This is a genomic window from Stenotrophomonas sp. 96582_Sma (assembly GCF_056480905.1).
Map to the genome: position 1 here is coordinate 1,790,537 of NZ_CM151122.1, position 14,031 is coordinate 1,804,567.

The window sequence follows — 14,031 nt, forward strand, 5'->3', positions numbered from 1 at the left end:
CTCCATGGACTTTTCCCGTTTCTTCATCGACAGGCCGATCTTCGCGGCGGTGCTGTCGATCGTGATCTTCGCCGCAGGCCTGATCACGATTCCAATCCTGCCGATCAGCGAGTACCCGGAAGTGGTGCCGCCGTCGGTGGTCGTGCGCACGGTGTATCCGGGCGCCAACCCCAAGGTCATTGCCGAGACCGTCGCCACCCCGCTTGAAGAGGCCATCAACGGCGTCGAAGGCATGATGTACCTGAAGTCGGTCGCCGGCTCGGACGGTGTGCTGCAGATGACCGTCACCTTCCGCCCGGGCACCGACCCGGACGCGGCGGCGGTGAAGGTGCAGAACCGCGTGGCGCAGGCGCAGGCGCGCCTGCCCGAGGACGTGCGCCGGCAGGGCGTGACCACGCAGAAGCAGTCACCGACCTTCCTGATGGTGGTGCACCTGACCTCGCCGAACGGCAAGTACGACACCCTGTACCTGCGCAACTACGCCCGTCTGCACGTCAAGGATGCGCTGGCGCGTATTCCGGGCGTGGGTGACGCGCAGATCTTCGGTGGTGGTGACTACGCCATGCGCGCCTGGCTGGACCCGGACAAGGTCGCCTCGCGCGGCCTGACCGCCAGTGACGTAGTGCGCGCCATGCGTGAGCAGAACGTGCAGGTCTCGGCCGGCCAGCTCGGCGCCGAACCGCTGCCGAACAGCCAGTTCCTGACCCTGATCAATGCCCAGGGCCGCTTGAAGACTGAAAAGGAATTCGGCGACATCGTGCTCAAGAGCGGTGTTGATGGCGAGATCGTGCGCCTGGCCGATGTGGCCCGCCTGGAACTGGGTGCCGGTGACTACACCCTGCGTTCGCAGCTGGACGGCAAGAACGCGGTGGGTATCGGTATCTTCCAGTCGCCGGGTGCCAATGCACTGGAGATCCGCGACCAGGTCATCTCGACGATGGACGAGATGCAGAAGACCATGCCGGCCGACGTGAAGTACGAAGCCGTGTATGACACCACCATCTTCGTGCGCGACTCGATCAAGGCCGTGGTCTCCACGCTGCTGGAAGCGATCGCGCTGGTGGTGCTGGTGGTGATCCTGTTCCTGCAGACCTGGCGTGCGTCGATCATTCCGCTGATCGCGGTGCCGGTGTCGGTGGTCGGTACTTTCGCCGCGCTGTACCTGCTGGGCTTCTCGATCAACACGCTGAGCCTGTTCGGCCTGGTGTTGGCGATCGGCATCGTGGTGGATGACGCGATCGTGGTGGTGGAGAACGTCGAGCGCAACATCGAGGAAGGCCTGTCGCCCACCGCCGCGGCCCACCAGGCCATGCGTGAGGTATCCGGCCCGATCATCGCGATCGCGCTGGTGCTGTGTGCCGTGTTCGTGCCGATGGCCTTCCTGTCGGGTGTCACTGGCCAGTTCTACAAGCAGTTCGCGGTCACCATCGCCATCTCCACGGTGATCTCGGCAATCAACTCGCTGACCCTGTCGCCGGCCCTGGCTGCGCGCCTGCTGAAGGCCCATGGTGCGCCGAAGGACGGGCCGAGCCGCTTGATCGACCGCCTGTTCGGCTGGGTGTTCCGTCCGTTCAACCGCTTCTTCAAGTCCAGTTCGGAGAAATACGAGCGTGGCGTGGCCCGCATCCTCGGCCGTCGTGGTGCGGTGTTCGTGGTCTACGCGATCCTGCTGGTCGGTACCGGTGTGATCTTCAAGCTGGTGCCGCCGGGCTTCATCCCGACCCAGGACAAGCTGTACCTGATTGCCGGTGTGAAGCTGCCGGAAGGTTCGTCGATCGCGCGTACCGATGAAATGCTGCGCAAGGTCGCCAAGATCGCTCAGGAAACCGATGGCGTGGCCCACACCATCTCGTTCCCGGGTTTGAACGCGCTGCAGTTCACCAACACGCCGAACACCGGTGTAGCGTTCATTCCGCTCAAGCCGTTCGCCGAGCGCCATGGCCGTACCGCCGCGCAGATCAACGCCGAGATCAACCAGAAGATCGCCGGCCTGCAGGAAGGCTTCGCCTTCTCGATGATGCCGCCGCCGATCCTCGGCCTGGGCAACGGCAACGGCTACCAGATGTTCATCGAGGACCGTGGCAACCTGGGTTACGGCGCGCTGCAGAATGCTGTACAGGCAATGCAGGGCACCGTTGCGCAGACGCCGGGCATGGCCTTCCCGATTTCCAGCTACCAGGCCAATGTGCCGCAGCTGGATGCCGAGGTCGACCGCGTCAAGGCCAAGGCACAGGGCGTGCAGCTCACCGAACTGTTCGACACGCTGCAGACCTACCTCGGCTCGGCCTACGTCAACGACTTCAACCAGTTCGGCCGTACCTGGCAGGTCATCGCGCAGGCGGACGGTCCGTACCGCGAAACGGTCGAGGACATCGGCAAGCTGCGTACCCGCAATGACCGCGGCGAGATGGTGCCGATCGGTTCGATGGTCACCATCAAGCAGACCTTCGGCCCGGACCCGGTGCTGCGCTTCAATGGCTATCCGGCGGCGGATCTGGCCGGTGAAGCCGACCCGCGCCTGCTGTCTTCGGCCGAGGCGATGAACAAGCTGACCGAGATCGCCGGCAAGGTGCTGCCGGTGGGCATGACCACCGAATGGACCGACCTGAGCTACCAGCAGGCAACCCAGGGCAAGGCCGCCTTCATCGTGTTCCCGGTGGCGATCATGCTGGCCTTCCTGGTGCTGGCCGCGCTGTACGAGAGCTGGTCGCTGCCGCTGGCGGTGATCCTGATCGTGCCGATGACCCTGCTGTCCGCGCTGTTCGGCGTGTGGCTGACCGGTGGTGACAACAACGTGTTCGTGCAGGTCGGCCTGGTGGTGCTGATGGGCCTGGCGTGCAAGAACGCGATCCTGATCGTCGAATTTGCCAGAGAGCTGGAGATGGGCGGCAAGGGTATCGTTGAAGCTGCGCTGGAAGCCTGCCGCCTGCGCCTGCGCCCGATCGTGATGACCTCCATCGCGTTCATCGCCGGCACCGTACCGCTGGTGCTGTCGCACGGTGCAGGTGCCGAGGTGCGCTCGGTGACCGGTATCACCGTGTTCGCCGGCATGCTGGGCGTGACCCTGTTCGGCCTGTTCCTCACCCCGGTGTTCTACGTGGCCCTGCGCAAGTTCGTCACCCGCAACGGTGGTGGCCAGCTGGTGCAGCACGGCGAGCCGACCATCCACCACTGACATGGAACCCCGTCGCCGCCGGTCGCTGGCCGGCGGCGGCTTCCCCCTCACGAGGCAAGAATCCATGAACTCTCATCAGAACAAGATCGCGCTGGTCACCGGCGCCACCCGCGGCATCGGCGCCGAGACCGTGCGCCAGCTGGCCCAGACCGGCGTGCATACGCTGCTGGCCGGCCGCAAGCGCGAGACCGCCGTAGAGCAGGCGCTGAAGCTGCAGGCCGAGGGCCTGCCGGTGGAAGCCATCCAGCTGGACGTGACCGATGCCGCCAGCATCGCCGAAGCGGTCGAGCAGGTACGCCAGCGCCATGGGCGCCTGGACATCCTGGTCAACAACGCCGGCATCATGATCGAGAACCCGGCACAGGCGCCGTCCGAACAGTCGCTGGATACCTGGAAGCGCACTTTCGACACCAACGTGTACGCACTGGTTGCGGTGACCCAGGCCTTCCTGCCACTGGTCAGGCAGGCCAAGTCCGGGCGGATCGTCAACGTTTCGAGCATGCTCGGCTCGCAGACCCTGCACGCTGATCCGACCTCGGGCATCTACGATTTCAAGATCCCCGCGTACAACGCCTCCAAGGCAGCGGTGAACAGCTGGACGCTGGCGCTGGCGCACGAACTGCGCAGCACCCAGATCAAGGTCAATACCGTGCATCCGGGTTACGTGAAAACCGATATGAACGGCGGCCACGGCGAGATTGAGATCAGCGAAGGCGCGCGCTCCAGCGTGCAGATGGCACTGATCGGCCATGAAGGTCCGAACGGCAGCTTCACCTACCTGGGTGAGGTGCTGCCATGGTGATCCGCACGTTGGCGATGGCTGTCTCCAGCCTGGTGCTGGCAGGCTGTGTCAGCGTCGGCCCGAACTACAAGGCCCCGGTGCAGGAACCGGTGGTGCTGCAGGGGGCGCAGCAGCCGGTGTTCAGCACCACCTCGCCGGTGGCGAGCTGGTGGGCGCAGTTCGATGATCCGGTGCTGGAAGAACTGGTTCACGGCGCACTTTCGGACAACCTGGACCTGCGCGTGGCCGTGGCCCGCGTCAGCCAGGCCCGCGCGGTGTTCGTCGAAAGCCGCTTCGACCAGGCGCCGCATGTCACCGCAGGCGGCAGTTACGATCGCCGCAAGCAACCCGATCCGCAGCTGGGTGGGCAGCGGGTGTTCAGTGAAAGCTACCAGCTCGGCTTCGATGCGGGCTGGGAGCTGGATCTGTTCGGCCGCAAGCGCCGTGCTGCAGAAGCCGCCCGTGCCGACCTCGATGCCGAGCAGGCCAACCTGGCCGACGCACAGGTACTGATCGCCGCCGAAGTGGCACGCAACTACTTCGAGCTGCGCGGCACACAGAAGCGCATCGCTGTGGCCCAGCACACCCTGGTCAATCTGCGCGAGACGCAGAAGCTGACCGAGGCACGCTGGGAGCTGGGCGCCGGCAGCGAGCTGGACGTGCAGAGCAGTCGTGCCCGGCTGAAGGCGATCGAGGCCGACATTCCGCTGCTGGAAGTGGCCGAAACGCAGTCGCGCAACCGCCTGGCGGTTCTGCTGGGCCAGCGTCCGGAAACGCTGACCGCCATGCTTGCGCCGCACGAAGTGCCGGCATTCGCCAAGGCGCTGCCGCTGGGCGATACCCGCGAGCTGCTGCGCCAACGCGCCGACGTGCGCGTGGCCGAGCGTCGTCTTGCTGCCGCTACCGCGCGGGTGGGCGTGGCCACGGCGGATCTGTTCCCGCGGCTGTCGCTGTCCGGTTTCGTCGGCTTCCTCGGTGGCGATGCCAGTGGCCTGGTCAATGGCAACAACAAGGCCTGGTCGCTGACGCCGTCGCTGAGCTGGGCGGCCTTCGATTTTGGCACCGTGCGTGCACGCCTGCGTGCCAGCAAGGCCGAGGCCGAAGGCGTGGCAGCACAGTATGAGCAGACGGTGCTGCTGGCACTGGAAGACACCGAGAACGCGCTGACCCGCTATTCCAAGCAGCAGGCGCGGCTGGCGATCGTGGTCGAGCAGGCGCAGGCGGCACGCCGTGCCGAGTCGCTGGCGCAGATCCGCTATCGCGAGGGCTCGGAGGACTTCCTGACCCTGCTGGATGCGCAGCGTACGCAGCTGGCAGCCGATGATGCGTTGGCCGCGGCCGAGTCCGAGGTCAACGTCAGCGTGGTGGGGGTGTACAAGGCGCTGGGTGGTTGGGGTCAATCACCGCAGCCGGCGAGTGTGGCGCAGGTGCAGTAACCGCAGGGGACGGAAGCAGTGGCTTCCGTCCCTTTCTTCTTTCAGGGCCAGCGATTGGCCGGTACCTCGCGCTCGCGCATGCGCACGATGCAGAAGCGATGGCCGGTCGGTGCTTCCATCACCCACCAGCGTTTGACGAAGCCTATCCGCCGCGCGCCGAGCTTCTCCAGGCGGTCGGCCTCGGCGTCGATGTCGTCACTCTCGATGTCCAGGTGCACCCGTGAAGGGTGATTGACGCGTTGCACCTCCACGTTCAGGCCTGCGGGCGCGCCCTGCAGGTCGGCGTACTCGGCGCCGTCTTCGGCATAGGCGGGCTGCGCCTGCAGGCCGAGCGCGGCGGACCAGAAGCGGGCGCCTTCGTCGGCGGGAATGCCCTCGCAATCGATGATGAAACCGGCCAGGCGACTCTGGTGTGCCATGCCTTTCTCCACAGTTCGGGAACGGGGGCAGGGTAGCGCGGCGTGTGCTGTGGACGTTGTCACAGTCGTGACGTTTCTGACTCTGCCGGAAGCCGTGTCCGCCGTGTAACTAGTGGGGCAGATTCCAGGGAGTACATACGATGAGTGATGACAGGCGGGATACCCAGCGCATGCTGTTTGGCGACCCGGGGCCACCCGGCGCGGGCCTTTCGGTGGCGGTCGTTGTGCTGCTGGTGCTGGCGACGATGGCCGCTGCGATCGGTTTCCTGCGACTGCCTGATCCGATGCTGGGGCTGGGCCTGATCGGCGTTGCCGTGTTCCTTGCTGTCGGCGCCCGCATCTGCCAAGCGCGCAACCAGCACCTGGCGTTGTACCGGCTGTTGTCGCGGCAGCCGCCGCGGTAGCCACGGCGGCCGCGGAGATTCAGTGCTTCGGCCAGTCCAGCTCGACCACCAGCGGGAAGTGATCCGACGGCAGCACGCCGTCGATGCGGCGGTCATCGGTGAGGAAACTGCGGGCATGGAAGCCGCGCACCAGCACCCAGTCCAGCTGCACGGTGGCCTTGCCGGTGAAGTCGTGGAAGGTCAGGCGTGGTCCCTGCGGTGCCTTCACCTGCGTGCGTGTGTCCTGCAGCAGGCGGGTGAACGCCTTGTAGGTGTCACCGCCGGGCTCGCTGTTGAAGTCACCGGTCAGGACCACCGGCAGGTCGGCAGGCAGGGCTTGCAGGCGCTTGCCGATCAGCTCGGCACCCTTCACCCTGCGCGGTTCGTCCTCGTCGCGGTAGGGCAGGTGGGTATTCATGAAGTAGAAACGGCGGCCATCGTCCAGGCGCCGGAACAGGGCCCAGGTGACCATGCGCGGGTACAGGTTGCCCCAGGTGATGCTGCCGGGGACTTCGGGCGTATCGGATAACCAGAAGTTGCCGGATTCCTCGATGGCCAGCACCTTGCTGTCGTAGAACACGCCCATGTGTTCATCGCCGCTGCCACCGCGGCGGCCTTCACCGAACCAGCGGTAGCCGGGCAGATGCCCGGACAGGAAGTCGGCCTGTTCCTTCACCAGCTCCTGCGTGCCGATCACGGCCGGGTGTGCATCGAGGATGACCTTGACCATGGCATCGCGACGGTCCGGCCAGCGCTTGCCCGGTTCGGTATCGGCCGGGGTACGGACATTGAACGACATCACTTTCAGTGGCACCGGCGCAGCAGCCCAGGCGACGGCAGGCAGAGCAAGCGCCAGCAGCGCACACAGCGCAGGGCGACGGAAACGCGACAACATCGTGGAATCCCTCCATTCCATGAAAACGGTTTCATGAAGCATGCCATGGACGGTGGGGTCGGCGATATGCCGGGATGGGCGGATGGAAGATGCCGGGCGGGCGGTGAAGGTCCCGCCCGGCGGATAGCGCGGGCGCGATCAGAAGGTCATGGGTTCTTAGTCGGCAGGCAGGTACCACTGGCCATTCTGGTCAATCCAGTACACCTGGATGTAGGGAGTGCCGTCCTCGTCGAAGTACGTCACTTCGCAACGTTGATGGTAATAGGGCCCCATCTTGACCCGGGCGCAGTTCGTGTTCTCCGGACCACCGCCACCACCGCCGGCGGTGGCCTGGGACGGCGTGGAGAGAGCTCCCACGGCAAACATCAGTGCGGCCATCGAGGCCAGGTGCAGTTTCATGGGCATCATCCTTGTGTCTGCAATCGCGCATCTGCGCGGTGTCGTGCAACTACCCCCGGGTAGAGCATGCACCCGAGCGGCAGCTGCTGCATGCGCGCCGGCCCGGCGGGCGGCCCGGCGCAGTCCCCTGCCGGCTCAGTCGCGCAGGTAAGGGTTGCCGTACTCGTCGATCCAGTACTCGGCTTCGTACACGTTGCCGAACTCATCGGTGTAGGTTTCCGTGCAGTGCTGGTGGACCCGGTTGTGGTCCACTTTCACCGGCACGCACGAAACATTTTCTTTCGGTCCCCCGGCATTGGCGTCCGCCACCGGAGCCAGGGTTGCCGTTGCCATCACCAACGCGGCCATCGCGGCCAGTTGCAGTTTCATAAGCATCGTCCTTGCTTTCTGCAATCGCGCACATGCGCATGGCGTGTGTAACACGCGAACCAGAGCGCCGGAAGTGTCTTGCCCGGATCAGTCCTCGATCTCGCCGCGCCGACTGGCAGCACGCACCGCCTGCGCGGTGGTTGCCACGCCCAGGCGCTGGCGCGCGCGTCGCAGATGATTCTCCACCGTACGGGCGGAAAGCCCCAGCGTGGCCGCGATTTCCGCCTGGCGACGGCCGGCGGCGACCCAGCGCAGCACCTCGCGTTCGCGCGTGCTCAACGCACTTCCGGAAAGCTCGGTGGGCGTCTCGGAAAGCCGGCGTGCGGCACGGAATGCTGCAGCTGCAGCAGCATCCAGCAGCAGTCGCGCGCTGGCCGATGCATCGATCGCTGTCCCCGCAAAACTGATCGCGCCTTCCAGCCCTGTGGTGCCGAACACCGGCACCTGCAGACCGTGCAGGCCTTCACCACGTGGCTGCTTTACCACCTGATAGCGTTCGCCGCGAACGCCCTGGCGCTTGCTCCAGAAGAACGGCGCGTCACTGTCCAGAACGTGGCGATTGACCGGACAGGCGTGCAGGTAGCGCGCGAGGTCGGTAGTGCTGCCGTCGCCGAACCAGTCGCCCTCGATCCAGTACACGCGCTGGGTACCGCGTTCCAACCCCGTGCCGGTGGCGAACACCAGCACGCGGTCGTAGCCCAGCGGTGCAAAGATGCCGCGCAGTACCGCGCCCACCGCACTCAGTGAGCGGGCGCGATCCAGTTCCAGCAACGCCTGCACCAGATCGCTCACGCCAGTCAGCGCCCGGCCAATGCGTCCAGCAGCGTGCGCGCGGCCAGCTTGCCCAGCGCATTGCCGGCCAGCGGGCTGTCGCCGGTCAGCAACAGGCGGTCCTGCAGCACGCTGCCATCGATGCCGTCGTTGACGATCTGCACGCCCTGCTGCGCCAGGCGCTCACCGAAGAACCACGGCAGCTGCCCGGGCATGTAGCCGATCTCCGGCGTCTGCCGGTCCATCGCATCGGGGAAGGCACAGATGCGGTAGCCGCGGAACAGCGAACCACCGTCGGCCTCGTCAACGCCTGTGGCCAGCAATGCGGCCGGGCCGTGGCAGAGGGTGATGATGTGACGTTGCTCGGCCATCGCCCAGTGCAGGGCTGCCTTTACCGCGCGACTCTGCGGCAGTCCGATGAGGGCGCCGTGGCCACCGGGAATGAACACGGCTGCATAGTCCGACGCGGCATCGAGGCCTGCCACCACCTCATCCAACGGCAGTGGCTGGCGGAAGCGGGCTTCGTAGCGGTCGTACAGTCCGCCGATCTCCTTGTCCTCATGCGGGAACGCCCACCACTCGAACTTGGCGGCGTTGCCGGACAGCGTGGCCACATCGATGTCGAAGCCCGCCTTGTCCAGGTGGTACATCGGCAGCAGGGTTTCCACCGGATGGTTGCCGGTGGAGAACAGGTGGCCGTTGGCGGTGGGCAGATAGCGTTCGTCCGCAGCGATCATCAGCACCTTCCAGCGGCCATCGCGGCGCGCGTCGGGATAGTCGGCGCCGGACAGGTCGCTCTTCGCCGATGTGAACTGTGACAGCGAGTACGGCGACGGGAAGAAGGCGTCGCGCTCGGCCGGATCGGGGCTGGGGTGGCGGCTGGGCTCTTGCGTGTTCATGCGGACCTCCAGTGGGGTAGTGGAGCCAGCATAGAAGGGCGGATGCGTACAGGCGATGAGGGTTTTCCCCTCATTCGCGCGACGTTGCCACCTGTTGGCGCCAGGCATTCGGGCTCATACCGAAGGCGCGGCGGAAAGCACGACTGAATGCCGGTTCGGAGAGATACCCGACGTCTCCGGCGATCTGAGAAACCCGCCGGTTTCCGCTGCGCAGCAGCTCTGCGGCCAGTTGCAGCCGCGATCCAGCGAGATAGCGCATGGGTGACATGCCAGTGGCCAGGCTGAACCGCTGCGCGAAATTCGAGCGCGATTGATTCAGGCTTGCCGCCAGAGACTCGACCGTCCATGCCTGTGCGGGGTGTGCCTGCATCAACGCCAGTGCCCGCCCGATCAATGGGTCGGCCAGCGCATGCAGACGCTGGCAGTTGTGTGGACTGGAGGTTCCCAGCCAGTAGCGCAGCGTCCAGACAAACAACAGGTCGAGCAGGCGTGACAGCATAAGCCCACTGCCCAGGGTGGGCCGGGCCGCTTCAACCTGGATCGCGCCCAGGGTAACCGCCACCCAATCGGCCGAGCTGGCGGGAAATCCGTTTGGCATCCGGTCCACCCCGGGGACATGCAGCCAGCCGGGCAGGGCATCAAGCAGCAACTGGCTGCCTGGGCCGTCAAATCCAAAGGATGCCGTGGTCAGATGGACGGGCTGCAGAGCTTCGCCGGCACAGTCGATGCGATGTGTCCGGCCATGCGGCATCAACAGCAGCTCGCCGGCCTGCAGTGGCACGACCGCTGCATCCGCATGCAGACGTGCCGTGCCCTGTTCGATGAAATGGAAGCAGCCGCGCCCCTCGGCAATGATGCGGGTTCCATCGGGCTGCACGACGTGGCGGGTGATGTCGCCGCCGTGCATGCGCGAGGACTGGAAGATCGCAAACAAGGCATCGGATCCGGCCTGGAGCGATTCGGTGGTGTGGAGCCTTGGCATGGTTTTCAGGAGTCCGTGCATCGCCGCTGGCAGTGGCGATCCGTAGTCTGGTCGGGTGGCTTCAGGCAGCGCTGGTGGCTGTCGGGCAACGATCCCATCCAAGTGAGGAGTTCTGCAAGATGAGCAAGCCAAGCATCGTTCTGGTTCATGGTTTTTGGGGTGGCGCCGCGCATTGGTCCAAGGTGATCCTGGAGCTCGATCGCCGGGGTTTCCACGACCTGCATGCCGTGGAACTGTCATTGACGTCGCTGGCCGACGACGCAGAGCGAACCCGGCGCATGATCCGCCAGATCCCGGGGCCGGTGCTGCTGGTCGGTCATTCCTATGGTGGCGCGGTGATCTCCGAAGCCGGAAACGAACCCAACGTGACCGGCCTGGTGTTCATCGCCGCGTTCGCGCCGGATGCGGGTGAGAGTCCCGGTGGCATTACCGAGCAACAGCTGCCGCAGGCGGCGGCCAATCTGGCGCCGGACAGCGACGGCTATCTGTGGCTGCAGCCCGGCAAATTTCACGAGAGTTTCTGCCAGGACCTGCAGGCCGACGAGGCGCGGGTGATGGCGGTCACGCAGAAGGCGCCGATGGCGAGCACGTTCGGTGATGCCGTCAGTGACCCGGCGTGGCGACACAAGCCGAGCTGGTACCAGGTCTCCAGCGCTGACCACATGATCCACCCTGACAACCAGCGGCGCATGGCGGCCCGCATGCAGCCACGTGCCAGCATTACGCTGGACGCCAGTCATGCTTCGTTGGCATCGCAGCCGGTAGCGGTGGCCGAACTGATCACCGACGCTGCGGCCCACGGACAAGGCTGAGTACGCCGGTCATGCCTCAGTGGCGGTGTCCCGGCCCGCCAGAGCACTGCTGCCGTGATGCCGCCACGCTTGCGTTACTTGTTCTGCCGGTCGTGCTCCTGCATGTCTTCATGCAGGATCCGCCGCAGTTCGACGATGGCCGGCGTGGCTTCCTGCACGCTGTGCCCGGACACGATCACCTTCTCCGAATCCGCGTGCGGAAGGTGCGAGCTCCAGTAGGGCACCAGCCCGTCGTCGGTCTTTTCCAGCGGACCATCTGCCTTGGCGCGCGCGATGATCGAGTGGTAACGCACCTTCGGTGCCATCGGCAGGTCGGCCACGGCGCGCACGAAGGGATCGTCCTTGTCCAGGTTCTGGATGCTGTTCATCTGGTAGCCGTGCTTGCCGTCGTTGCGATCGATCTTGCCGTCGTTGGCGATGGTGGCCACGTCCTCCAGGACGGTCAGTGGCAGCCGTACCAGGCGGCCGATCCAGCGGCCGAGGCGGGTGCTCGCCACATCGGTACCGCGGTGCGGCGTGGCAATGAATACCACGCGCGATACTTCCGGTTCCGGCAGGAAGGTCAGCACCGGCGCGCCCTTGGTGCGCAGCAGCTCCTGCTGCGCAGGCGTCATCTGTGCGGTCGCCAGCAGGGTCTCTACCAGGTGGTCGCCGGAAGAAGACACCATCAGCCGTGAGATCACCCCACCCATGCTGTGCCCGACCAGCACCATGTCATGAGAGGCCTGCGCCTTGCCGCTGGGGTCGAAGTGCTTGAACACCTCATCCAGCGTGTGGCGCATCGCATCGTGGCTCATCGCGATGGGCATGTTGGTCGGGTAGTAGAACTGCCAGACCTGGAAGTCCTGGCGGATCTCGTCGTCGCGCATCAGCTCGTTGGCGACGTTGACCCAGGCTTCCGGGCTGCTGGCCAGGCCATGGATCATCAGCAGCACGCGGCGGTTCGGGTCGTAGGGCTGCATCATGTATAGATGCGGCGTGTCGATGCCGCCCTTGCCACCGAACAGCGAACGCAGCGATTGGTGGCTGAAATTGGAGCGCGCCAGCCACAGTGCGTAGCCTGCGGTGAAGTTCGCGGCCAATGGCACCTGCTGCCCATGCAGGGTGACTTCCGTGACCTGGTAGGGATCGTGGATCTCCAGTTCCGGCTCGTCGTCGTGCAGTACTTCCCACAGGTTCTTTCCGGAGAAGCGCAGCAGCACCGTCATCGATGGCGACGGCATCTCGCTCCAGCTCTGCGTGACGGGCGTGGTGGCCTGCGCGGCGGCTGTGGTGGCCGTAGTGGCGGCTGGATCATCCATCACGGCCACCAGTTCGGCACCGAAGCCATCGCGGCGATGCACGCTGCGCAGCGTGCCGGTGAACGACAGCGAGGCTGCCGGTACCAGTTCGGTGGGCGTACGCGTATCCAGCGGTGATGCTTGGCCCGACGGCGCCAGCACGAACGTCCAGCGGCCCAGCTGGAAGTGGCTGGCTTCACCATGCACGCGCCCGGTGGCATAGGCGTTGTACAACTGTACCGAGGCTTCCTGCACGGCCAGGTTGTAGTAGTCGCGCACCTGGGTCTGGCGGTCTTCGAAACCGCGCTGGTTGGCCGTGCGCTCGGTGAAGAACAGGTAGGCGTAGGCCTGCCGCGCGACCTGCATCCACGCGTCCAGGCGCGGCTGGAAGTCCGCATCCAGTTCGGTGATCGCGCTCTTGGCACGGCCTGACGTGGAGTACTCGCGCTTGGGCGCGGGCAAGGTCATCGCATACTGCAGCCACAGTTCGGCCAGGCTTGAGCGCTTGTCCTCCTCGCGCACCACGATGCTGCCTTCCATCGCCTCGATGCAGGGCAGGCCTGGCTTGGCGCAGACGCCTTCGTCGAGGCCGGCGACGCGCAGCGTCTCCATGGTGGCCGAACTGAGCTTGCCGGTGGTCAGGATGTCGCCGCGTTTCAGGGCGATGTATTGGCCGGGGGTGACCGAGGCCACCTGCACCGACGGCCCGAACTGGCGCAACGTCGCGCAGCCGCCCAGGGTGAGCAGCACGGTGATGATGAGGGTCGTGCGGCCGATGAAGCCCAAGCCCGTGGTTGCCATACGATCCTCCTGCGCGGTGGCGCCACTCTAGCGGTCGGCATGTCAAAGCGGAAGATACCGGGCGGTCGGTTTGGAGCGCGGAAATGCCGCCAACCGGGCGATTCAGGCATTCCCGTGTGACACTGGGGTGAACAGGATGAATGCGGGGCTGCGATGCGATGGCTTGAGACCCGTGTTCCTCCGCCTCTCGTGATGCTGTTGTGCGCCGCCATCGGCTATATGGTCAGCCGATGGCAGCCGGGCGGGGCGCTGCAGCTACCCGTGCCGGAGTTGCTTGCGGGTCTGGTGATGGCCTTCGGCGTGGTATTGAACCTGCTGCCGAAGCTGGCCTTCCGGCGCGTGGGCACCACGGTCAACCCCCTGCGGCCAGCGACGTCGAGCATGCTGGTCACGCACGGCGTGTACCGCTATACGCGCAACCCGATGTATCTGGGCCAGGCCACTGTCCTGGCAGGTGCCATGCTGTACCTGCAGAACCTGACCGCACTGCTGGCCGTGCCGTTGTTCGTGCTGTACATCAACCGATGGCAGATCATGCCGGAAGAGCGGGCACTGTCGGCCCGCTTTCCCGAGGCATACGCAGCCTTCCGCCAGCGGGTACGGCGCTGGCTCTAGCGCGGGTCAGGCCG

14 protein-coding genes are annotated in these 14,031 nt (G+C 65.7%); 6 read left to right on the top strand and 8 right to left on the bottom strand.

The features are described 5' to 3' along the window. Positions 1-4 precede the first annotated feature (4 nt). The 3 genes from ACZK2R_RS08395 (at position 5) to ACZK2R_RS08405 (ending at position 5,392) form a co-directional block, all read left to right on the top strand. Positions 5-3,175 carry an efflux RND transporter permease subunit gene (locus tag ACZK2R_RS08395; protein ID WP_032128264.1) on the top strand — a complete coding sequence of 1,057 codons (3,171 nt, stop codon included), beginning with the start codon at positions 5-7 and terminating at the stop codon, positions 3,173-3,175. A gap of 64 nt (positions 3,176-3,239) precedes the next feature. Then, positions 3,240-3,977, top strand: a complete 738-nt coding sequence (locus ACZK2R_RS08400; protein WP_180836695.1) for an SDR family oxidoreductase — start codon at positions 3,240-3,242, stop codon at positions 3,975-3,977. After that, entirely contained in the window at positions 3,971-5,392 is a 1,422-nt protein-coding gene (locus ACZK2R_RS08405) for an efflux transporter outer membrane subunit (protein ID WP_032128266.1), read from the top strand. Before ACZK2R_RS08400 ends, ACZK2R_RS08405 begins: the two co-directional genes overlap by 7 nt. A 41-nt stretch (positions 5,393-5,433) precedes the next feature. Here the strand turns inward: ACZK2R_RS08405 and ACZK2R_RS08410 are convergent, their stop codons facing one another. Further along, positions 5,434-5,811 (bottom strand): VOC family protein, encoded by a 378-nt coding sequence (locus ACZK2R_RS08410; protein WP_154263208.1) that lies wholly within the window; start codon positions 5,809-5,811, stop codon positions 5,434-5,436. Between the two features lie 140 nt (positions 5,812-5,951). Here ACZK2R_RS08410 and ACZK2R_RS08415 point away from each other — a divergent pair, with 140 nt between their 5' ends. Further along, positions 5,952-6,215 (top strand): hypothetical protein, encoded by a 264-nt coding sequence (locus tag ACZK2R_RS08415; RefSeq protein WP_049423576.1) that lies wholly within the window; start codon positions 5,952-5,954, stop codon positions 6,213-6,215. A 19-nt stretch (positions 6,216-6,234) separates the two neighbouring features. On the opposite strand, the gene ACZK2R_RS08420 is transcribed toward ACZK2R_RS08415, so the two are convergent. From ACZK2R_RS08420 to ACZK2R_RS08445, 6 genes are all read right to left on the bottom strand, one after another. After that, positions 6,235-7,089: an endonuclease/exonuclease/phosphatase family protein gene (locus tag ACZK2R_RS08420; protein ID WP_180836696.1), complete on the bottom strand. Its 855-nt coding sequence runs from the start codon at positions 7,087-7,089 to the stop codon at positions 6,235-6,237. Between the two features lie 156 nt (positions 7,090-7,245). After that, positions 7,246-7,488 carry a hypothetical protein gene (locus ACZK2R_RS08425; RefSeq protein ID WP_180836698.1) on the bottom strand — a complete coding sequence of 81 codons (243 nt, stop codon included), beginning with the start codon at positions 7,486-7,488 and terminating at the stop codon, positions 7,246-7,248. 135 nt (positions 7,489-7,623) lie between these two features. After that, positions 7,624-7,857 carry a hypothetical protein gene (locus tag ACZK2R_RS08430; protein ID WP_032128272.1) on the bottom strand — a complete coding sequence of 78 codons (234 nt, stop codon included), beginning with the start codon at positions 7,855-7,857 and terminating at the stop codon, positions 7,624-7,626. Between the two features lie 87 nt (positions 7,858-7,944). Beyond that, positions 7,945-8,649, bottom strand: coding sequence for a PA1136 family autoinducer-binding transcriptional regulator (locus tag ACZK2R_RS08435; protein WP_180836700.1), 705 nt, complete (start codon positions 8,647-8,649; stop codon positions 7,945-7,947). A 5-nt stretch (positions 8,650-8,654) separates the two neighbouring features. After that, positions 8,655-9,527 carry a glyoxalase III HchA gene (gene hchA, locus ACZK2R_RS08440; RefSeq protein ID WP_180836703.1) on the bottom strand — a complete coding sequence of 291 codons (873 nt, stop codon included), beginning with the start codon at positions 9,525-9,527 and terminating at the stop codon, positions 8,655-8,657. 70 nt (positions 9,528-9,597) lie between these two features. After that, complete coding sequence (locus ACZK2R_RS08445) at positions 9,598-10,530, bottom strand: AraC family transcriptional regulator (protein WP_235202873.1); 933 nt, start codon at positions 10,528-10,530, stop codon at positions 9,598-9,600. Between the two features lie 98 nt (positions 10,531-10,628). Here ACZK2R_RS08445 and ACZK2R_RS08450 point away from each other — a divergent pair, with 98 nt between their 5' ends. Next, entirely contained in the window at positions 10,629-11,321 is a 693-nt protein-coding gene (locus ACZK2R_RS08450) for an alpha/beta hydrolase (RefSeq protein ID WP_180836705.1), read from the top strand. 74 nt (positions 11,322-11,395) lie between these two features. Here ACZK2R_RS08450 and ACZK2R_RS08455 read toward each other — a convergent pair whose 3' ends face one another. After that, on the bottom strand, positions 11,396-13,402 hold the full coding sequence (locus ACZK2R_RS08455; RefSeq protein ID WP_180836707.1) for an esterase/lipase family protein: 2,007 nt from the start codon (positions 13,400-13,402) through the stop codon (positions 11,396-11,398). Between the two features lie 153 nt (positions 13,403-13,555). Between ACZK2R_RS08455 and ACZK2R_RS08460 the strand changes: the two genes are divergently transcribed. Then, positions 13,556-14,017 (top strand): methyltransferase family protein, encoded by a 462-nt coding sequence (locus ACZK2R_RS08460; protein ID WP_180836709.1) that lies wholly within the window; start codon positions 13,556-13,558, stop codon positions 14,015-14,017. Positions 14,018-14,031: the final 14 nt, after the last annotated feature.